The sequence below is a fragment of the Bacillus cereus group sp. MYBK14-1 genome, assembly GCF_051916885.1.
In the GTDB taxonomy this organism is placed as follows: Bacteria; Bacillota; Bacilli; order Bacillales; family Bacillaceae_G; genus Bacillus_A; species Bacillus_A cereus.
The window spans coordinates 16,275-37,842 of record NZ_JBQAHM010000020.1; the positions used below are offsets into that span (position 1 = coordinate 16,275).

Genomic DNA, 21,568 nt, shown 5'->3' on the forward strand with positions numbered 1-21,568 from the left:
AATAAGAACCTCTATTTTTTCATGTTTTTTCTGTATGTGTTTAGTGGGAGAAATAGGAGGATTTTTTGTGATTTTACAAAACTTTTTGTTAAGTCGAGCAAAAGCTGAATTAAGTCCCCGTATCAAACACTTATCAAAGACTTCTGGGGCTATAAATCAAGCAATAAAGAAAATTACTACTTATATTGATAATATTGTCCTTGAATATGAAGGGGTTACCACTAAAGATTATCTTACCAAAAGAAAATATGAGGCTTTAGAGACTGTTTTATCTTATTTAGTACAAGAAGGCTATAGTCAAGTTAGACAAGAACACATCAGCAAAAAATCTGGCATTTCAAAGCCTGTTATTAACTACGTATTTAATTGGTTGCAAGATTTAGGAGTATGCCAACAAATAAAGGTAAGGCGGCATGGAAAGATTGCCCCATCTATTTACATTTTAACAATACATAATAACTATTTAAAAATCGTTGAATACTTCAAAATAAAGTGGGCTGTAGCAATTAATGTTTGTTCTACTTTCACTAGATTTTTAAAAAACAAGATTAATAAAAAGTCTGATATAACAGATCTTGAAGTTATGCAAAAAAACAATTTTAAACCTTCACCTTCCCGAAATCTATTCGGCATTGAAGAACAATCAAAACCCGCTATAAATCATGAGGGAAATGAACAAAGTAATAGATTACAAGACTTAAATGATTATTTGAGTGAGGATCAGAAAAAGGCTTATTACTACATTTTAAGTCAAGAACTAAATCATCTTAGTGAAAAGAATGCATACACAATTGCTTTAAGGATGCCATCTTATATCGACCGCTATGCTAGATGGGATTTTGAAGAATGTGTGCAATGGTTTCAATACAATGAAGCTCAAAATAGCAATCCCGCGCATTTCATAAAAATGTTTGGACAAAAATCTAAGCAAAACTGGGAACGAAGAAATCAGAACGCAATAGAGAAGAAATCCCTACATGGTACAAATAAAAAAAGAGAATTTGTTTTTTATAATTTCTTAGAAGAAACTAATTAATTTTAAAAAATCATACTAGTATCTAGCCTTGCTTAAAAAAATTAAATATAGCAAGGCTATTTGTCATATCTACTAAAAAAAATCATAAATTTGTTGTTATTCGACACAAGAAACTCCAATATCCAAAGCATTTTATAGAACCTTTCTATGAAGTTCTGGGCAATTTACATATACAATTAACCATAATTTGTTTATGGTTAATTCATTATTAACTATCAAATTTAATTTGAAATTTACTAAGAGAAAATCCTGAATATCTTGCCAGAGTAAGTTTAAAGGCATCATAATATATTCTAATGTTTTTATTGGTTTTAATTTTTAAAACAAGATTTATTTAATATAGCATTCTGGAATTCATCCTGTTTTGTCTAATTTTAGGGAATCCGGTTCAACTTGCAAAATATATAAATAATTATGTAGATATTTGTTATTGACTTCCCTAAAATCTGATAAAATTCTATTTATTTTAAATTGAATCTATGGGGTGCTTCCCCTTCTCCCTTAACTTCTGTAACATTATTTCTGTTTATGATTAAATACCTCTAATAATTTATAAAAGTTTACAAATTATTAGAGGTATTTTGGGCGAAGTTTAAGTCGTTTTAAGAGTCAAAAATATTATTAGAAATATCCCTATTTTAAATTGAGTATTATTTTTTACTAGTAAAACGCTACTTAAACGCATAGCGTTCCAAAAGATCCCCTTATAAACTTTTAATGTATTTCAAATTGAAAAAATATTAGCTAGATGCTAATTCTATTAATGAAAGCTTTGATTCTTACACATATATCTAGTAAAATTCTTATATCGGAATCAAATTTCTAATAATAAAATTTCAAGTAAGCCTTTAATTATCGTATTGTTTAATAAATATTTTCTTGTTTTCAAAGGTGAACGTTATCAAAACGGATAGCGTTTATAATTTAATTAACCACAATTTTAGATACATAGACTAATCTAAAAGACAAGTATCTGCTCAGGAACCCTTTTGAAGGTAGTAAAGTCCTTTTACATTGTAGCCCTATAAAAGTCTCTATTATTAGAGGAATGCCCCTACTAATAAAGAAAGAATATCTAACACACAAATAATGGAGGTGTAAAGTTTGGAATATGGATATTTTGCACAAGAAGTAGCAAAGCAACTAGATATTAATACTAATACACTTCGTAGATGGTCAATTGAACTAGAAAAAATGGAGTACATATTTGAAAGAAATGAACGTAACCAACGAATTTATTATGAAAATGATATAGATATTTTAAAACAAATGAAGGAATACCTAAATCAAAACTGGAAATTAGAAGAAGCCGCTACGCGAAGCATTGATATAGTTGAAGAAAACGTACGAAAAACGGATAGCGTTCAGGAAGAAATTGATACTGAAGTAACACTTCAGAAACGTTCACAGACGGATATTTCAATAATTCAAGATAAGTTTTCTTATATGTTTAACCAACAAGAAAAAATTGTACAACAAAACCAAGATATTATTAATTTATTATTACAAGAAAGATCAGAAAAAGAAGAAAAAGATTTACAAATTCAATTACTACAAGAAAAACTAGATAAAACAATTCAATTGCTAAATGAAGATCGACAAGAACAACTGGATAACACTAAGAAAACGTTCATTCAACGTTTGTTTAATCGAAACTAATTGGGGGTTACATTTTCTATCAAATACGTATCCCAATAAAAAAAAGCGGTAATTACCGCTTTTTTTTATTTTTTAACCCATCTTCACAATGCTAAATATAGATCTTCAAAAGGAGTTCTTCTTATGTCTGTTTTTAATACCTATTTAACTTCAAAAATAAAGTGAAATTTTAATAATACAAATCTAACTACCACTCATCAAATGTTTTTATAGTTATAATCTTTTTAATAACTTTCATACATACCTTCTAAGTACAATGCATAGATAGTAAATTGATTTAAACTATAATGTTATCAACTGAAAAAAACTCAAGAATCCCCGTTTTTCCCATCTTTTCCCTAATTCCTTTTCTAAATTTCAGCAAATCAAATTAAAAGGAAGAGCGCGACATAAACGCTTAGTATTCATGTTAAATTTCAGTGTGTGTATACTTAAATTCTATATAGTTATTCCTCAACTTAAATTTAAATTCAATCTTGTATGAAATTTAGATTATTGTTTGCAATTGTATTGCGTTTTAAGACAATTCCACCGTGACAAGAATTATATACATATTTCTTTGGCCTTTCCTATGAATTGCAAAGATCCTCAGTATTAATTAATATCCATGTATTGATCATGATTTTCAAAAATTAGCACAATGTTTTTTATTGGTTTTTGGGAAGCTTGGTTAGGTTCTGTAATTCCCTAACTTTTTAATAGTTTTATACTTTCGGACCAAAGCAAGGATATCTCCCCCTACAGAAATGGGTTTAACGGTTTATGAACGCATGGCGTTCACGTTTTATAAAGTGTTAAATTAACGCTTTATAAGCGCTCATCCTATAATTCTTTTAATCTTGTTGTAATGCAATTATATGTTGAATACTTAAATTACGTTTTTTTATTACAAATATCGCATGATAGCTCATTTTAAATAAAACTACAATGTTAAAATAATGTGCTCCTGAACTTTCAGCTTTACCAACACATCTTTTAACAATCCCTATAAGCTACCTTAGTATAAGTCACATTTCTCTTAAAGGCTCATAAACATTGATATAAAAAGGATAGTCGCTACAAAAACGGATAGCGTTCACGTGATTTTAAACACTAAAATAACACTTTGATAAAGTTTATACAATAGTTAATTTAGTTGCATTCTCTAAAACATTAAATCATCTTAAAAGTATTAAACTTTCAAGTTCAACTAACTACTTTATTTGCTAAAAACTGAATTCCACCTTAAATAATTGAGTTGGATCATATACAAAGTACTCCCTCTAATTAATGCTTTCATTATTACTTTTTGAACACTTTAACTTAAACAGTCTATCAGTTATTACTTTTGACCTAGAGGGCCATACCAAATCATATAATGTAAACTATGAACTCACATTATATACATCGATTAAAGAAAGCAAAACACTCTAAATTAATGCATTTAATGGTTTACTTGCTCTATAGAATTACACGATAAAGAAACAAGAAAAGGATTAATTTATAATTCTTACTCTACAGAGCTCACCAAACAAAATAATATCCAAAGTAAGTTGTGGTTACCCAAATAAAGACATTAAAAATCTAAGATTTCTGTAGCACATATTTCAATAGAGATATTTACGCGAGACTAAATCTTAGAAACGAAGCTGTTTTATCTTTTAACTGTAGGGACTAAAAGAGTAGCCCACTGAATTAGAAATTTCACACTTCAAACAGTCCTGGAGGCTGTTAAGTGGCGAATAGTTAGATAGGAATAGATAACAAACATCTTATTCATATCCTTTTCAATGAACAACCCTATAAACGTTGGTATTAAAGGGATAATCGCCATAATAACGGATAGCGTTCATGTAATTTTAAACACTAAAATAACACTTCGATAACGTTTGTTTTGTTAGCGGATTCAAATACACCCTCACAAAAAATCAGATTTTCTTAAGAAGATTATAATTTAAACTTTTAAGTCTAACTTTAATTCCTAAAAACATCTTAAAGGAATCCATTCAATGCATATAGAAAACTTCTCCAGGGCTTATACAAATGACATACCAAACATACAGTTAACTAAAAAATAATTAATCCAGCAAACATACTGAAATAAATTCTAATAAATTTCTGTTTAATATCTATTAAATATTTATTAGATATTAATTTGCAATAAAAACCCAACCTACCAACCTAAATAACAGGTCGAATTCAATTAATATTAAAACTATATCTATAATATATCTAATTTATATTTAATTGCTGTAAAATCCTCTAAAACCCTTGTTTCTACTATGTTTTTAAGTTATAATATATCTAACAAATATAAATAAGAAATAAAAATTATAGAGGTGATGTATAATGACAGATTTAAAAGGGAATAATCTTCATATAGACATTGAAGGTGATATTGGGAACGATTCTTTTAAAGGTTATATCAATGGTGAATACATAAAAATGAAAAACGTATATCAAAGCGTTTACTCAATGCCCAATGTAACAGAAACAAACACTCAAAAAAATATAATTAATTTAGTAGACAATATGTTTGTAAATATTGCTAGTAAATCAATTAGAAGATCTGGGATGTACTTTATTGGTAATCGAGCGATGCTAACAGGAAAGAACCCAAAAAACATGAACATTAAAGTAGGTCAAAAATATAATGATGATTTGCCATTAATTAATATGCTAGGACTAATTGCAAATAAATCCGTCCAGCTTGAATGGGAAAGAACGGAACAACTGCCACAATCAATTAATGTGACTGTTGATCTTATTTCAGCTATTCCAGCTAGCCAATGGACACCTGTAAACGCTAAGCACCTAGAGCAACGTTTTACTAATTCAAATCATGTTGTAGTTGTTTATGTGGGAGAAGAACAAGTAACAGTCAGCTTAACATTTAACAGTGCAAATATTACCCAAGAAGGTGTTCCTCCATTATATGCAATCCTTGAAGGCGAAGAAGATATGTTTAGTGACTTTATTAAACTATATAAAGACAAACTTGAGGTAGAGACAGTAAAAAAAGCATTCTTTAAGAACAAAAAAATCTTACATATCGATATTGGAGATGGAACAACTGAGTATATATACACAGTTGGCGTAAATCCAGTCATTGATGCTTGTAGTGGAGAAAGACGTGGAGTTGGGCATGCTACAGAAGAAGCTGTTAAGCTATTAAACCAAGAACGTGGAACAAATATTAAACGCCAACAATTCTCACAAATCCTTCAAGATCGAGATCATAAATACCATGAAGAAGCTACTGGGTACTTTAATATTACAAAAGTGGAACAGGCTGAACTTATCTTAGAAGATGCAAGTGAAAAATATGTAAGCAATACAGCTAGTGAAGCTGAAATTTTATGTGTATATGGTGGCGGAAGTGTTACTTTTAAAGATGAGTTATATAATCAACTATTAGAGTATTGTGAACAAGTTGGTATGTACTTATTATGGATTCCAGAAAAATATGCTGTAGATATGAATGCTAGAGGTATGCAAGTAATCAAGAAAATTCTTACTCGAAAAAAGGTGAGATAATATGGCCGACAAGAAAAGGGAATCTTTCTTTTGGAATCTCAAAAAAATTGAGAACGAGGAGTTCTTTAAATGGTTTGAATCTCAAGGGAATATAGCAGATTCACTATATAAACTTGTCTGTTACTTCATTGATAAACATGGCTTAGAAGATGTTGGTGACTATAAGATTCAACAGCAAATGCAAAGAGAAATCTTACTTCAAGATAAAGATTTTTTAAATGAGGTTAAAAGGGTCCTATCGAACGATTCAAATCTCATTATCAAAAATGATGACCAAAACATCCATCATGAGATTAAATCTCCTAATGAAGTAATTGGGGCTCCTGAAAAGAAATCCGATACTGAAGATGTAAAAAAAGAAGACGTTTCTAAATCTGAAACAAATACTTTGAATGATGAATATGAAGATCTTGATACAGCAAGTTTATTTGGTAATTAATGCTATCAACATAAAAAAAGAGTCCTAGAAATAGGACTCTTTTTTTAGAACTTTATTTTCAACTTACATCTTATCAATAATTAACTGTCGTTTATACCATTGATTTAAATTGCTTCTCGCCGTACTAGAGAGTCGTTTTGTTTTTTTATGATAAAATCTTGAAAGAGTAGGCTGCGATATACCTATCTCTATTGAAAGTTCTCGCATAGTTATATTCTTTTTCAGATGCACAAACTCTATTTTCTCTCTAATTACTTGTTCATTTTCACTCGTATCTAATGGTTTTTCTATAATTTTTATTGGCTGACTTTCCTCATGTATTGTATCAATTGTTTTCTTTTTTGCTAATTTTTCCATTGAACTAATTAGTTCTTGAGGTGGCAATATTACTATTCCTAACTGTGAATAATAGTTTTTAAACCAATTCTTCTTTGTCAGTTTTTCTTCTTCTAAACCATTATCATATTCCCAATGAGAAATTACCTCTTCTTTTTCTAAATCCATAAGAACATTTTCTAATTGTTCACGAATACGATTAGGTTTTTGTTTCTGGTTTATACCCATAACTGCTAACAAACCTTTATCTCCACCTATAGAATACGGTCTTTGTATACTAGAAAACATTTGACGTATTCTCCATTGCCATGTCAAATATCGAATTAACCTTTTATGATATTTGTGTCTATAACTATTATATTCAAGTGCCTTTTTTGATAATAATGCAGTAGTACTATTAGATCCATATAAATATCCAGATAAGAAACTTCCCGGTTTGATTCGGCACGATTCTATTCCCATATATTCGTTTGTATTTTTATCTCTCCATAGAACTACAGAATCTAATACGAATAGTCTTTTAATTACCTCACGTTTTACTTCATAATGCTTACCTGTTTCAGCACGATCATTTAATACGACTACTTCATTGTCATCATTTAGATATATAAAAATACTCGCTAGGGCTGCAATCCGCTTCGCTACTTTAATTTTATCTTCCACCCTATAATATTCAACACCATTTGCCCTGGCCTTTGAAATACTGCACATCTCTAAAACTTGTTCATATGAAAAATCAATAAATTCATCCGGCGATTTTGCTTCATTCAACCATTGAATCGTGATGGTATCTAAACAATCTGCAGTTAGATCATCCATATTACTCATTACACCGTCTACTAAGGTATTCCATCTTGCTGCCTCTTCAATATTCGTTAACTTTAGATCTTCATCTTTGTGAGATGAAAGCTGTGCTACTCCATTACTATCTTTTGTTTCAATAGGATATGTTTTTAACCGTGTGTTTTCATCTTCTTCAAATTGATTTTTAGCTATTCCATCTCTTAACTTATAATACACAGCGGAGTTATTTACTTCTAAATAGTTTTCATTCAATGTGTTTTCATCTGATTCACTTGTTGCTGTATGCACTTTATTACTAACTGTTTGATTTTTACGAAACTCTTGTTCAATAAAGACACCTATTGTCTCATCGATGATTAATCTATAATCCTCTATATTTCTATATATATCTAGAGAAGAAACACCTTTTCTTTGTTGTTGCTCTAGCCACTGTACAAGCATTGAAAATGATGGAGAAAGGTATTCTGAAGTCACAATCTTACTTTTATCTGCTTTAACCTCAATATAATAGGAATTCCATTTACTCCACAACTGCTCATTCTGTTTATACAGTGGTTCTGTTATTGACAGTGCATCTCTAAACAATTGAAGAACGTCTTCCATATAAACTCGGCTCCTTATATACATTTATTTATTGTCGATCTTAATTTGAAAACAATTAGCTATATGATGTTCCTTTATATAAAACTAGAAACGTAGTCGGAATCTTCCACTCTTTCATTTCAACGTTAACATCTTAAGGGCTCTAATTTGTATACTTATAGCCCGCTCTGTAACTGATTATACAAGACGCAATTGATTTTTAAAATCCAAATAGCAATTTTTTCAATAACCAATCTTTTTCCATACGCTCTTTTCCTATTAGCATTTCGGCAATATTATTCATATTTATTAAAGAGATGAAGCTAAAAAATGTAAAGATGAAAATATAAATTTCACTTTGAACCCCCCAAGTTCATCAAAAATGAAAATTTATAGCCATATCATTGCCCTTTCCACCAAAACATGAAACAAAAAATTACATGATGTAACTCTTTTTACTAATTCGAAATTTTATTCTAAAAGTGCTTAAAGCTTGATATATAAGCTTTTCTATTAAAGCTATACTATTAGTTATGAAAATTTATAGCTATATGATGTCCCTTTCTTTTCAGATAAAAACCTCATAAATCCTTTTATCTCGGGGGTTTTCAAGTTATTATCTCTGTTTTCACATATTTATGAAACATGAAAACCTATAGCTGTATGATGTCCCTTTTTTCACCCAAACATGAAAATCCACCTAGCTACTTCATGTTCCTTTTAAAATTATAAAATTATAGATAAACCCCATTAACATCACTATTCAAAAGGTTTTAGTGTTTTAACTCACAATTATAAACATGAAAATCCATAGCCATATGATGTCCCTTTTATTTTTTGAAAAATTGATATAAACGCTGATTTTATCACATTTAGAAGGTTTATTTTCTATTTTTCTTCTTTTCTACCAATATGAAAATCTATAGCCATATCATGTCCATAAAAAAAAATACAACAATCCTTTAACCCCTTGGTACACAAGGGATTAAAGGGCGTTTCATCTTTTTATTTTTTCTCTTAAAGGGACGCATTTCAGCAAATTTCGATTTGGTATAATCAAAATTGGTATATTTTATAGTTTATTGGCATTTATTTCTGAATTTATAGGTAGGAGGTGAAAAAGATGGGAAAATCATTTATTATTCGTAATCAACGTAGTCTAAATGGACAATCTACAAATGCGGTTTTAGTAACACTGAAATCTTGGCAAAAACTTGTGGAAACTTTTGAAGAGAAATACTACAGCTATAAAGACACATACCTTGAGGATATTGTGGATCATATGACATATGAGGAGCGTATTGCCGATGTGGATGGCTTCGTAGCACAGGCTAAACCATCTTTTTCACGTCGTACACTATCTGCTATTTCGGAAACAATGGGAAGAAAGCATAAATTATATGGCATTACAAACGCAGATTTGGAAGTCTTCTTATATCTACATAAAAAATGTTACACGAATGGGGTCATTCCAAATGTAACAATACATATGATGTGGGAAGATTACAAACTATATAAAGAAGAATTTGCTTATATACAGCATTCTCAATTCTATATTGCATTAAAGAAATTAAGTATACATAACATTATTACGATTGAAAATGAATTAGATGGTCGATATACAATTAAATTAACTCATTTTATGAATGAAGAAACTGAAAAAGCCAATGCATATGTTTATATTAGCCCAGTGGTATTTACGAAAGCTTTCTTTGAACTATCAGTTGCATCTAAGAAGCTATTCTTAGATATTGCTATGCAACAACATAGTGAAACTACACTAAAACGTTCCTTAGACAAACAGGATGAAAAAGGGAATAAAACTCATTTTGGTGGGATTTATCGCTTTTTACATAAAAAATATCCTCATCAAATCCGCGCAGTTATGACAGAATTAACAACTGCATTACCATGTACAGGGACTCCATTATTCAAAATTTGCAAATTGCAAAAAGGAGTTAAGAATAAAAAAAGATATACGACTCTATATCTATCTTTACATACAGATTTCTTATGTGCAAAAGAAACAGGGGAAGTACAGTATCGCGATCCATTCACACCAAAGCTTACTTATGCTCGTAAAGCTCGTTTTATCGAATCCGTACTACAAGAGATGAATATCGGTGAATTTGCAAAAGACATGAACAAATTCATTCATGTACTTAAATATACATGCCATCGACAAATTCGAAGCATAATTCATAGCTTACGTGACATGATAGATCGTAATGAAGAATATCCAAGTAAATTAGTCTATACTCTAAAAAAATTATTAAATCAAACATCACAATATCAAATTCTTGATACTGCGGCTAAAGAGGGGATTTACCCTCTTATTACACAACATGTTCCAAAAGAACAAAAAGAACAAGCTGTATTTGATTTCGGATTGCATTTCTCTATGTATTCTCTTCGAAACATCAAAAAGCTGTTCCGCAAAACATATGAGTTACTAAACTACAAATTTGCTGTACCTGTTACAGAGGAATCGTATCACCGCAACTATCTAAAGTATCAAGAAGAAACGTTATTTAGAAAGTACGCCTATGAACAAGGTGCAAACCTAAATGCTTATATTGCTTTAGAAATTGAAATACGTGAACTCTTAAAAGCAAGAGGACATAAAGAGCGTATTATTCCTAGTGATGTTCGTGAATTGTTCATTGAAAAGATAGATAGATTACCGAAAGAAAAGCTTCGTGTTATTGAAGTACCAGATAGCTTCAATTTAATAAAATTTATTCGTGCCTTTGAACAGTTAATCCGCGGTGGTATTCGAGTAACAACAGCTGAGCAAGTACTGACAGCAATGAAAACGAACTAATTATAATCAGCTCTCTATTTTTGAAAAAATTCAAGATAGAGGGCTATTCGTGTTGATACGTATATCTAAAAGAATTTTACTTGCTCTTCACAGTAAGTAACTTTACTGGATTCTATTCATAATAGAATCTTTTTTTATGCACTTATATACAAAAATAGAATGGTGCCTATCTAAATTTCCACACATGCTTTCATATAGACATGTTATAAGCTGTCTATATACATCCAAATACCTACAAAAAATCATAAGAAAAAAATTAAATTTCGTGGATAAGTATATAAATAACATATAATGTGAGCAATTTAGTGTAAATATCGTTGGTATAAATAGTATCTACGTCTTTATCTACCAAAAATCATCAATATCAATGTTAGTTATGTGCTAAACCTGGATTATGTTGATTAATTCACATGTAATGTGAATCTTTTGTGTATAAATATAATAAGATTGTGGAAATCCAGTGCATTCATATGGAATTTTACAATTGAATAAATATGTTTATTAATGTATTAATTTGTTTCATTTTTTATGTAGGAATACTACATTTCATTTATGTTTTTTTGTAGATTAGAGATTATAATAATACCTATTTTTCCACTGTTAGATTCCACCATTTATGATTTTTTACGCTATGGAATGTTAAAAGGCATTGTTACAGTAAGGATAAACGTACATTTATCAATCCTATATAAGTTTTATCTTTTTATTTTAAATATATATAAGATATATATTTATATTAGATTTTATTAACTAAATAACAAAAAATTCAAAACCAGTTTTAATTATAATTATTCCATGCAATAAATTGCTTCAAAGATATTAACCCTACAAATTCAAAACCATTTCCTAGACCTTTTGGTTGTAAAACAACGGTATCCAGATAATAAAGAAAATAATCCATATCATTTTGGCATTGTAGGGATTCCTGAAAACAATGATCATGACCAACAAATACTGCATTTAGATTTTCGGAAGGCTTTTTTTCAAAAGAGGCAATTAAATCCTTCTTTATTGGATGATTACTATTTGGTTTATATAAATCATCAATAAATTTTAAATTTTCGTATATTTTTGTGTGCTGATCTCCATCACCAAAAGCTAGTTTTCCTGTTTCTATTGTACGAGCAATAGGGCTTGTCAATACAGGATATTGAATAGGTATATGATGTTCCTTAAAAATATGTCCAATTTTTTTAGCTTGTTCTCTCCCTTCTTCACTTAATGTATCGTTCATTGGCTTAGCGTGTCTTAAATAAAGAACATATCCACCTCTTTGAATTCGTTCAAATAATGCGAAGTTTATTTTTGTATTAGGCATTTCTTAATTTTCCCTTCTTAATAGGCTATTTCTTAATTAATATAAATGTTTATTGATTAGCTTTTTGTAGCATATATAAAGTTAAAGTTTCTTTAAGGATAATAAAATGTAAGTTTTTGATATTTAATTTTAAAGATATTTTAACTTGTGAGATGAAAGCTACATAGTTCGTATTATGATTGATATGTAGAGGTTATTACTTTGAATGTATGGGGGCTTAAAGGAACTATCAAGCTAGCATCGAAAGAGAACGCCTTGCTTGATAGTTGAGCTTATTATGAAAAATTATATTTAGATTTCTAATTTGAATGAGATTTATTGGTATACTGAAGCCGATTTCAAATTAGCAACCACTTTTGTGATTGCATTCTTCTACTGGCTTAGTAAAATGTCCTTCATCGTCTGTACACCAAGATTGTGATTGGAATGCTAAGAAAATTGCAACCCATGTGTTAGTATTTTTAAAATGTAGAAGCACCCCACCATCTTGCCATATACCATCATCTTCCCTATGTTCCTCAACATTCCCTTGATTCATATGAACATCATGGATGCCAGGAGGGATTTTTTCTCCATAAGCATAAATATCTACTTCTGGATTATTCTTAGCTTGTAACATATAGTGTAATAACTTGTCTAATAAATCATTATCTTCTCCTGGAGCCGTTGGTGGAAGTGGAATCATCTTACAAGGATCAAGTAATTTCCCTCTAATATAATCAAGTGCGATATTAGAATTCGTATCTCCAATTGATGTAAATCCGTATTCTAAATCAGGAAGATGCGTTATTTGATCCGAATGGAAGTCCTCTCCTGCGTAATATAATAACTCCGAGGGGCTAATGCGCGAGAAAGTATTAATAATTACCTGACGTGTTTTTCGATTATCTTTAACTCTAACATGAAGGTGCGGTGTTGGATCATTAGGGTCAGGAAGTGTATAGCCTGTCACATGTCCTTTTAGGACTCCATAATTTATTGGCATAAATTTTTCACCTTTCCAAATTTTATTTAATCAAAAAGTAGTTTTAACGAATTGCTAAATTTGAAACTAGGTAAAATTTCCTAAATATGATACAAGTTTCTTTTTTACAGATTCTTCTCGATATATATTATAAATTCCCTTTAAGAGCTTAATTAACAATTAAAAGGTAAAGCTAATTTCTTCTAAATCCTTAAGAAAAATCATAACGTGTTATAGAAACTAGATAAAATTATTATTAATCCAATATATATTAGATTCTAATTCCTTTTTTTTCATGTATGAATTGTTTTACCGTTTACTCATAATATGGATGTTCTTAAACTTATTCAAAGGAGTAACGTAAAATGAATCAATTAAAAGAAGTTATAAGTAAAGCCAAAATTTTATTAGTGATATCGCTAATACTTTTGTCTGGATGTCGTATGAATGGGACAACTCAACCAGATGTTAGTCAAGAAAAAGTTTCTGACAAAAATAATTCAATAAGAAACATTCAATTGTCTCATGAAAATGAGGGGAATACTCGTACAGAGAGAAATTTAGATTCTAATTATTACCAAAATGTAAATAATCAATCAGGAGAAGAGCTTAAACGTGTATTACATGAAATCATTAAAAAACAAGACGTACTGTCTTACGAACAAGCAAAGCACGCATTAAAAGAAACAGATGAAGATCCCAATAACCCAAATAATATCCTGTTATTTTATGCGGGGCGTTCTCAATCTAAGCAATCATTTGGCGGTGAAGATGATTTATGGAACCGTGAACATGTATGGGCCAAATCTCATGGTGGATTTGATACAGAAAAAGGTCCGGCAACAGATCTTCATCACCTTAGACCAGAAGATGCCACAGTAAATAGGGACAGAGGTAATCTTGACTTTGACTTAGATAATGGACATGTGAATAATCCTAATGCAAAATGTTCTGGAACTGAACATAATGAGGCTCCAGATACTTGTTATGACAATGATTCTTGGGAACCAAGAGACGAAATAAAGGGTGATGTTGCAAGAATAATGTTTTATATGGCAGTTCGTTATGAAGGAGAATCTGGTGAAAAGGATTTAGAGCTGGTAGACAGATCAGACACTCAAGTACCTAATCACGGAAAATTATCTACATTGTTAAAATGGCATGAGCAAGACCCCGTTGATGAATTTGAAAGAAGAAGAAATAATATCATTTATGAAAAATATCAACATAACCGTAATCCTTTTATTGATCACCCTGAATATGTAGACCGAATTTGGGACTAATTAATTAAATCAGTATTGTTTTTATAATAAATGTAATAGCTATATATATTGACGTTAAAGAAAATGAATTTGTATATCAAAAAAATTTACTCAATTATTATTAAAGTCAAAAAAAGAGGGATGAAATGTTAAAAAAAGAAAAATATGAAATTAAATTTTTCCTTAAACTTCATCGAGTATTAAATGAAAAATTTGAATTAAATTGCGAAATAATAGAAGAATTCGACATTGAGTTAAAGGATGTTGATGAGACATATATTCAATTTATTGATACAAAGAATAGAGATATGTATACACAGGGTTTGATTTTGCGAAATCGAATAAAAAGAGAAGAGAATGCATGTGAATTAACTTATAAAAAAAGATATGAAATTGTTAAGGATGATATACAAGGTGCTTTAGAAAAAGCAAAAGAAGATGGATTCGTTACAGATGAACATGAATTTAATGTGGAAATTGATTGGGGACTTACTGATAAAATATTAAACATCGTATATAAACCAGATAAACAACCACAATTATCTGGACTAGAATTGCCACCTGTAGAAACTTTACGGGAAATGTTTTTTAATAATGGCCCACAAATATTCTTTAACTCTGGGAAAGAAATTATTAACCAATCAGTTGTTTATGGTCCTGTTTTGTCACGAAAGTTTAAAGGGATATTTAAAAACAAAGAAGTAAATTTAGAAATATGGTCCATGGCTGAATGTAAGGAGCCAATTGTGGAGATTTCTTTAGAGAAATTTAAAAGTGAAGAAAAAGACGAAGCCAATCAATATTATAATGAATTAAAAGAACTACTAAGTACTAAAGTTAATGAAGGATGGATTTTGAAGGGAAAGTTTTCTAAAACAGATTGGGTAATGAAGAAGTGCAAATAAAGTATATCTAGTATTAAAAAATACGTCATTCCAAAATAGGAATGACGTATTTTTTTTAGGGACAAATTCGAAAATCCGTAGCATTATCATATGTATTTATTGTATCTAGAAATCTATATGGATGGTGATGATATGAATCAATATCAAATGTTATATAGTACCCCGTACCTTTACTCTTCAGAAATGCTCAGACAAATGTATAAAGGAACCAAGAAGAAAAATAACATGTATGCAATACGAGAGCACATGCTACGTCATGATGTATACCTAGACCGACAATACAGAGGTTATCATTATTTAAGTCAACAAATCGAAGACGAGCTATTTGGCGATGAACATGCATTGTCATGGAATGAGCTACTGGATGATTATCAACTTTATAGAGATCGTAAGGGGAATTTATCTATCAAACCGAAAGGATGAGATAAACATGGAAATCATTGGAGAATTAGGGGTTGTTTATGGTGTGACTGGAGCTTCAATTTTAGGGATTAAATTACTAAAAAAGAAAGGTCTTTACCTTCCAGGATGGTTGCTACGTGCGGGTCTTAAATGCTTACTAATTGGGAGCGTTTGGTACGTTCTAATGGATATACTAGATGTGTTTCTACGCTAGCATTAAATCTGGTAGTTGAAAATGATTATAATAGCGCATCTTAAACGTTTTTTCTAAGCTTCCATACAAGCTCAACTACCTTAAGGAGGTATGGAGGGAATGTTATCACTTTTATTAATTCCAGCAACCTTTATAACTGTAGCTTATTTTTACCAAAGTAATGGACCGAATGATAAGAAAAAAATTGCAACGTTTTTTGAAATTACAAAGGTATGTGTTCAACATAAAGGGGAATTACAATACCCTGTTTTTATAAAAGAAATTAAAGATGATATAAGTATGAATTATGTTTACAGGTTACCACTTGGTGTACCTAGTCAACTAATCCAAAAGTTAGCGGAAGTATTAGAAGAAGGTCTATATAAACCTGTTAAAATATCGTTTCACCAAAGAGAGCTTCATATTCGAGTATTTAGCCAACGAATACCTGAAATGTGGTATTGGTCTAAGGATCTATTAAAAGAGCATACATGGAGAGTTACGATGGGGAAATCGTTAGATAAACATGTGTATCATGATTTTGAGAGAACACCGCATATGTGCGTTTCGGGTATGACAAGGTTTGGGAAAACAGTGTTTTTAAAAAATGTGATGACTAGTTTGATTTTGCAACAATCTCAACACGTGAATTTTTTTATTATCGATCTAAAAGAAGGGCTGGAATTTAGCCCTTACAAAGAACTATCCCAAGTTGTAGAAGTAGCTGAAAATCCAGAACAGGCGTTAGAAATGTTGATAAGGGTACGTGAAAAGATGGTAAAACAGATTGAAATGATGAAGAAGTCCTATTTTACCAATATCATAGATACATCAATTAAAGAACGCTGCTTTATCATAGTAGATGAAGGAGCAAATCTATGCCCTACACAAGGGATGCCTAAAAAACAACGTGATGTATTATTCATGTGTCAGGAGATGTTATCTGAAATTGCAAGAATCGGGGGTGGTTTAGGATTTCGACTCATATTTTGTACGCAATATCCAACATCTGATACATTGCCAAGGCAAATCAAACAAAATGCTGATGCAAAGCTAGGTTTTCGATTACCAACAACGGTTGCTTCACAAGTTGCGGTGGATGAATCAGGCTTGGAGGATCTGCCTTCCCTTCCAGGAAGGGCATTATTTAAGACTGATCGTACAGAAGAAATCCAAGTACCTTTTTTAAAGGATAAAGATATGTGGGAGTTACTAAAGCAATACAAGGTGGTGAAGCAAAATGAGGCACCAGAAGCTCAAACAGAGAGCAAGACAGATCGAGATTTTATCGAGTTTAAATAAGTTGGAGTTCGCGTCCAGGAGGCAATTGCAAGCAATACATGCGCTAGGTAGTATTCGAAATGCAAATCGTATTTTGAAGGATCTACAGCAATATTGCCATGTGACCTATCATAACCGGGAGTATGTTTACTATCTCAATAAGAAAGGTTGTGCCTTGCTAGGATTAGAACCAAATGAAAGAAAAAAGAAACATCAACTTGAACATATACTTTTAAGAAATGAAGCTTGGATGTGGCTAGATTTTCCGGATTGGAAGACAGAGCAGGTTATAAAATTTAGATACCAAAATGAAGAAAAAATAATTGTACCAGATGCTTATTATTTAGTAGATCAAGTCCCACAATTTGTTGAAATTGATAGGCTACAACACATGAAGAATAATGAAGAAAAAATACGGTATTATAGTTTAATTGCAAAGCTGTATAAAAAACAAAGAGATGTCATACCCAACATTCTATTTTTTACAATTTCAGATTATCGTGAAAAGAAACTAGAGGAGTATGGGATAAAATATAATGTATACATCCGTACATTTTTAATAAAAGACGTAGTATAAAGCTAAAAAGCACAAGGTGGATTCTACTCCTTGTGCTTTTCACATGTCCCAAAAATCAGTTATTTTGGCACTCCTGTCCACCTTCTTAATTGCTCGAAAGATTTTCTGAATAACTGGGAAGCTTGGAATATGAGATTTATTATTACATAGCCTTGAAATTGTATTACGACTAACACCAGTTGCATTTTCTAATTCCTGTTGTTCTATTCCATTTTGATCTAACCATTTTCCTAGCTTTGTACGATTTTTCTTTTTTCCTTTCATGAATGTGCCTTCCTTTCTTTAATCCTATTTAACTGTTATTTTTGACACTTTCAATGTAATTTATACATGTTCACCGAGGATGGTGCATATGTCTTTCCGTTGGTGCATACAATAAAAATAGATGGAGAGAATAATAGAGTTTTTGTAATTATTTTGTGGAATATAGCATACATAATAATAGCTACAAGGTGCGGATACACTGAAATATAATTGCACCTTGTTGCAATGGGTATGCTAACAAAATAAAAAGCTGAAACCCCTTATGTGAGGAAGGTTTCAGCTTTTTTATTTTATAGATTGCTAATCTGTGTTTAGTTATTATATATAAATTGATGCAAAACATGTCGAATTCAAATTTTTAGTCTAAATATACTTTTATAATCACCAAAGATTTCAAAAGAAATTAAATAAACTGAGTCTATATAAATTTAGAAATCATGTTATTTAGTCGTGCGTTTTAAATAATGTCTACTTGAAAGGAGGCATTTCAAATTATGGTTTTATTCTTAACTTTTTAATTGTTATCTCACCCTTAGAACTTATTGCCTCATAAAAATCAAAATTTTTTCTATTTTCTTGTTTGCATTTTTCTTTAATGATATTTATAATTCTTATTCTATCTTCTCTGGAGGTTTTCATTCCAAAAATAATAGCTTCTAAATCTTCAAATTTATATTTCAATTTTCTATCTTGCACCTCTGTATAGCTATCTAAAACACTAGATAATAATAATCTATATTCTTTTTCATATTGCCAATCAATGGATTTGTTTAAAAATGGAACTTGATAGCTATGCCAGTACTCTTTTTGCCAATACTTAATAACGTCATCATTTAAGTGATTTGCACAGATACTGATATTCCCTTCTGAATCTGTATACCATTGTTGTAAAAGTACAATATGATTTAAGTATCCCAAATGACTAAAAAAATTAATTCTTTGAATTTGATTAGAATAATTCATTTTATTAAATTCAAAAGGACGATAATTATAAACTTTTTTTGAATTTGAATATCCAATTATGGTTTTTAATTCAATTTTAGGTACATCGGCATCGTCAGTTCGGAATTTAAGACAAACGCCTTTGTGGCTATCCCCATAATGTCCCCAAACTGCTGAATTTGTACAATTATCCATAAAACAAGCTACATAACATTTTGGGTATGTCAGCTCAGTAATTTTTTTTAAATATTTTTCTGTAAATTCAACATATATAAATTTTGTTTTCTGACTATTTTGATTTTCTTCAATGCTATAGGCAGCTTCTAATTCGTTATCATTTAGTACTTCTTTGTATACTTGTATATAGTCATTGTAGCGGTTTGGGTTTTTATTAAATTGTTCCATTGTTTCCTTTAAATCTGTTATTAGGTCAGATCTTATTATGGAAGTAAAGGGGTTAATTGATTGTGAAGATAGACCTAACCCCATGTGTACTTCAAAAATAGCTTCTAAGGTGAAATATTGTAGAATTTTTAAATATACGTAAAGTTCTTCTTGAGAAGTTTCTTTAGAATCTTTGGATAAGAAATTTAGACAGAAATTTATATATTTGCTGTTAAAAACATGTTCATAAACCATATTAATAATTTTTTCGTATTTTTCACTATAATATTGTTCTCGATTCCAAATAGGGATGTGTGAATTGTTTAATTCAGATTCTAATTTAGACATTAAAAATACATGAGTTAAGCTATACATATAATGTTTAAAAAAATTCTTCCAAACAATAATATCTCCCTTCCAATAATACTCTCTTATGCCCTCCATTGGATCATTTAATGAATCAAGTTCAGAAAAATATATTTCTTGATTTTCCAGTTCTTTGTACTCACCTAATAAGCTTTTAATATTTCGAAATCTGTACATGATAGTCACTCCATTTTCTAATTCACAGGTTCTATTACTGTTAATCGCATTTTAATTTCTATTATATTATTACAAAAAATAGTTTGTTTTTCAGTATTTCCCTAAAATATTCCCTCTTTTTCTCTATATCTATTACTTCGGAATATAGTTTTTATAATATTCATTGGTTTCTTCTACATAAGAACAATGTTCTTAATAATAAATCGTTTTAGAATATATTATTATTAATTTCACGTACCATAATGATAATAAAAAATTTCTAACAAATGATTGTATAACACCAAACAAAAGGTTTACAACAAGAACAAACTAAAAGCACGTCACCCTTCCTTATTAACATAAGAAAATAGTAACGTGCTTTTAACATCAAAAATATTCAAAATCCTTAAGTTGATGGATGTGGGGTATTATTCCAATCATAATTATATTTTCTAAAGTTCTACTTCCCCACAATTAATTATTACAATGACCACACCAATCTAAAGCCTCAGGATATGTAAAATTTGGAATGAACCAATTCACACAAATCGGCCATCGACTAGGTTTACACCGTTCACTCGGCTTGAAAACTCCAAAATTAACTTCATGAATAACACTATCAGCATCCACAACATAAATTGCTCCTTCTTGAGTTACCACAGGGTGTTGACTAAGTACATATTTCACAGCAACAGGCCCGCTGACTATATTACCAGAAAGTTGTTTGAACTTACGATCAGCTGGTACATAAAACCCATCCGCATCCATTGTAGCATCCGATATTTCCCCAGGTTTCAAAGTATAAACCCCATTGTCATATTCTGAAAAATCAGGGTGTGGGGCACCATAAAAAAATAGAACTTCATTTGTATTATTTGTAACTCTTCCTGGCATTTAAAATCCTCCTAAAATTTTATATCAATTTTATTTTTTCTAGAAAATAGTATTTTATACAATATGGGGTACCGCCCCATCGCTATCAAGCTAAGATTAGGAAAGGTCAGTTTCAGAAGAAACTGGTAACAATAAAGAAAAAATATTTTTTTAAAACAAAACTGCTTTTGCATTTAAGCGTTTGTTTAAGCCCTCAGGACTAAGTAAAGTATCTATAGCTGTATGAAGTCTACTACATAATCGGAATAAGGGATCACTTGCCACACGTTGACTAATCCAAATACATATAGTAGCTAAGTCTAATCTAGAAAACTTACGATTTCCCTTTATAAATCCGATTTCTCTTGCAAGTTCTTCTAAAAAGATAGGTGTATCATATCGTTGTAATTCTTCCACAAATGGTTGTAGTTCATCTTGAATCGAGAGATTATTGAGAAAACGTCATCTTTTCTAATCTAGCTTGT

Annotated in this window: 17 protein-coding genes and 1 pseudogene; 11 read left to right on the forward strand and 7 right to left on the reverse strand. The window is 30.3% G+C overall.

Annotated features, from left to right (window positions below; genetic code table 11):
• Positions 1-67: 67 nt before the first annotated feature.
• The 4 genes from ACTFR3_RS27720 to ACTFR3_RS27735 all read left to right on the forward strand — a co-directional run bounded on the left by ACTFR3_RS27720 (position 68) and on the right by ACTFR3_RS27735 (position 6,650).
• Positions 68-1,036, forward strand: a complete 969-nt coding sequence (locus ACTFR3_RS27720) for a Replicase RepFR55 (RefSeq protein WP_440045044.1) — start codon at positions 68-70, stop codon at positions 1,034-1,036.
• 1,104 nt (positions 1,037-2,140) lie between these two features.
• Positions 2,141-2,695, forward strand: a complete 555-nt coding sequence (locus ACTFR3_RS27725; RefSeq protein ID WP_440045045.1) for a MerR family transcriptional regulator — start codon at positions 2,141-2,143, stop codon at positions 2,693-2,695.
• A gap of 2,328 nt (positions 2,696-5,023) precedes the next feature.
• Positions 5,024-6,211 carry a ParM/StbA family protein gene (locus ACTFR3_RS27730; RefSeq protein ID WP_088080615.1) on the forward strand — a complete coding sequence of 396 codons (1,188 nt, stop codon included), beginning with the start codon at positions 5,024-5,026 and terminating at the stop codon, positions 6,209-6,211.
• Between the two features lies 1 nt (position 6,212).
• Positions 6,213-6,650 (forward strand): hypothetical protein, encoded by a 438-nt coding sequence (locus tag ACTFR3_RS27735; RefSeq protein ID WP_440045047.1) that lies wholly within the window; start codon positions 6,213-6,215, stop codon positions 6,648-6,650.
• A gap of 63 nt (positions 6,651-6,713) precedes the next feature.
• Here ACTFR3_RS27735 and ACTFR3_RS27740 read toward each other — a convergent pair whose 3' ends face one another.
• The gene (locus ACTFR3_RS27740) at positions 6,714-8,393 is read right to left on the reverse strand and encodes a helix-turn-helix domain-containing protein (RefSeq protein ID WP_440045048.1); all 1,680 of its coding nucleotides are present in this window, start codon (positions 8,391-8,393) and stop codon (positions 6,714-6,716) included.
• A 1,102-nt stretch (positions 8,394-9,495) separates the two neighbouring features.
• Here ACTFR3_RS27740 and ACTFR3_RS27745 point away from each other — a divergent pair.
• Complete coding sequence (locus ACTFR3_RS27745; protein WP_440045049.1) at positions 9,496-11,196, forward strand: hypothetical protein; 1,701 nt, start codon at positions 9,496-9,498, stop codon at positions 11,194-11,196.
• Between the two features lie 778 nt (positions 11,197-11,974).
• On the opposite strand, the gene ACTFR3_RS27750 is transcribed toward ACTFR3_RS27745, so the two are convergent.
• A complete protein-coding gene (locus ACTFR3_RS27750) occupies positions 11,975-12,514 on the reverse strand; it encodes a histidine phosphatase family protein (protein ID WP_440045051.1) in 540 nt (179 codons plus the stop codon).
• Between the two features lie 343 nt (positions 12,515-12,857).
• Positions 12,858-13,499, reverse strand: coding sequence for a YukJ family protein (locus tag ACTFR3_RS27755; RefSeq protein ID WP_440045052.1), 642 nt, complete (start codon positions 13,497-13,499; stop codon positions 12,858-12,860).
• A 344-nt stretch (positions 13,500-13,843) separates the two neighbouring features.
• Here ACTFR3_RS27755 and ACTFR3_RS27760 point away from each other — a divergent pair, with 344 nt between their 5' ends.
• From ACTFR3_RS27760 to ACTFR3_RS27785, 6 genes are all read left to right on the forward strand, one after another.
• Entirely contained in the window at positions 13,844-14,761 is a 918-nt protein-coding gene (locus tag ACTFR3_RS27760) for an endonuclease I family protein (RefSeq protein ID WP_440045053.1), read from the forward strand.
• Between the two features lie 125 nt (positions 14,762-14,886).
• The gene (locus ACTFR3_RS27765; protein ID WP_440045055.1) at positions 14,887-15,645 is read left to right on the forward strand and encodes a hypothetical protein; all 759 of its coding nucleotides are present in this window, start codon (positions 14,887-14,889) and stop codon (positions 15,643-15,645) included.
• A 132-nt stretch (positions 15,646-15,777) separates the two neighbouring features.
• Positions 15,778-16,068 carry a hypothetical protein gene (locus ACTFR3_RS27770; RefSeq protein ID WP_440045074.1) on the forward strand — a complete coding sequence of 97 codons (291 nt, stop codon included), beginning with the start codon at positions 15,778-15,780 and terminating at the stop codon, positions 16,066-16,068.
• Positions 16,069-16,075: 7 nt separating this feature from the next.
• Positions 16,076-16,261, forward strand: a complete 186-nt coding sequence (locus ACTFR3_RS27775) for a hypothetical protein (protein ID WP_440045056.1) — start codon at positions 16,076-16,078, stop codon at positions 16,259-16,261.
• 99 nt (positions 16,262-16,360) lie between these two features.
• Positions 16,361-17,542, forward strand: a complete 1,182-nt coding sequence (locus tag ACTFR3_RS27780) for an FtsK/SpoIIIE domain-containing protein (protein ID WP_440045057.1) — start codon at positions 16,361-16,363, stop codon at positions 17,540-17,542.
• Positions 17,481-18,098, forward strand: a complete 618-nt coding sequence (locus ACTFR3_RS27785; RefSeq protein ID WP_440045058.1) for a replication-relaxation family protein — start codon at positions 17,481-17,483, stop codon at positions 18,096-18,098. The genes ACTFR3_RS27780 and ACTFR3_RS27785 overlap by 62 nt, the downstream gene beginning before the upstream one ends.
• A gap of 39 nt (positions 18,099-18,137) precedes the next feature.
• On the opposite strand, the gene ACTFR3_RS27790 is transcribed toward ACTFR3_RS27785, so the two are convergent.
• From ACTFR3_RS27790 to ACTFR3_RS27805, 4 genes and pseudogenes are all read right to left on the reverse strand, one after another.
• Complete coding sequence (locus ACTFR3_RS27790) at positions 18,138-18,362, reverse strand: helix-turn-helix domain-containing protein (RefSeq protein WP_000676638.1); 225 nt, start codon at positions 18,360-18,362, stop codon at positions 18,138-18,140.
• Positions 18,363-18,854: 492 nt separating this feature from the next.
• Positions 18,855-20,231 (reverse strand): DUF2971 domain-containing protein, encoded by a 1,377-nt coding sequence (locus ACTFR3_RS27795; protein WP_440045060.1) that lies wholly within the window; start codon positions 20,229-20,231, stop codon positions 18,855-18,857.
• A gap of 453 nt (positions 20,232-20,684) precedes the next feature.
• Complete coding sequence (locus tag ACTFR3_RS27800; RefSeq protein WP_440045061.1) at positions 20,685-21,104, reverse strand: hypothetical protein; 420 nt, start codon at positions 21,102-21,104, stop codon at positions 20,685-20,687.
• A 153-nt stretch (positions 21,105-21,257) separates the two neighbouring features.
• A pseudogene (locus ACTFR3_RS27805) lies at positions 21,258-21,524 on the reverse strand (IS4 family transposase); the annotation flags it as partial.
• Positions 21,525-21,568 lie beyond the last annotated feature (44 nt).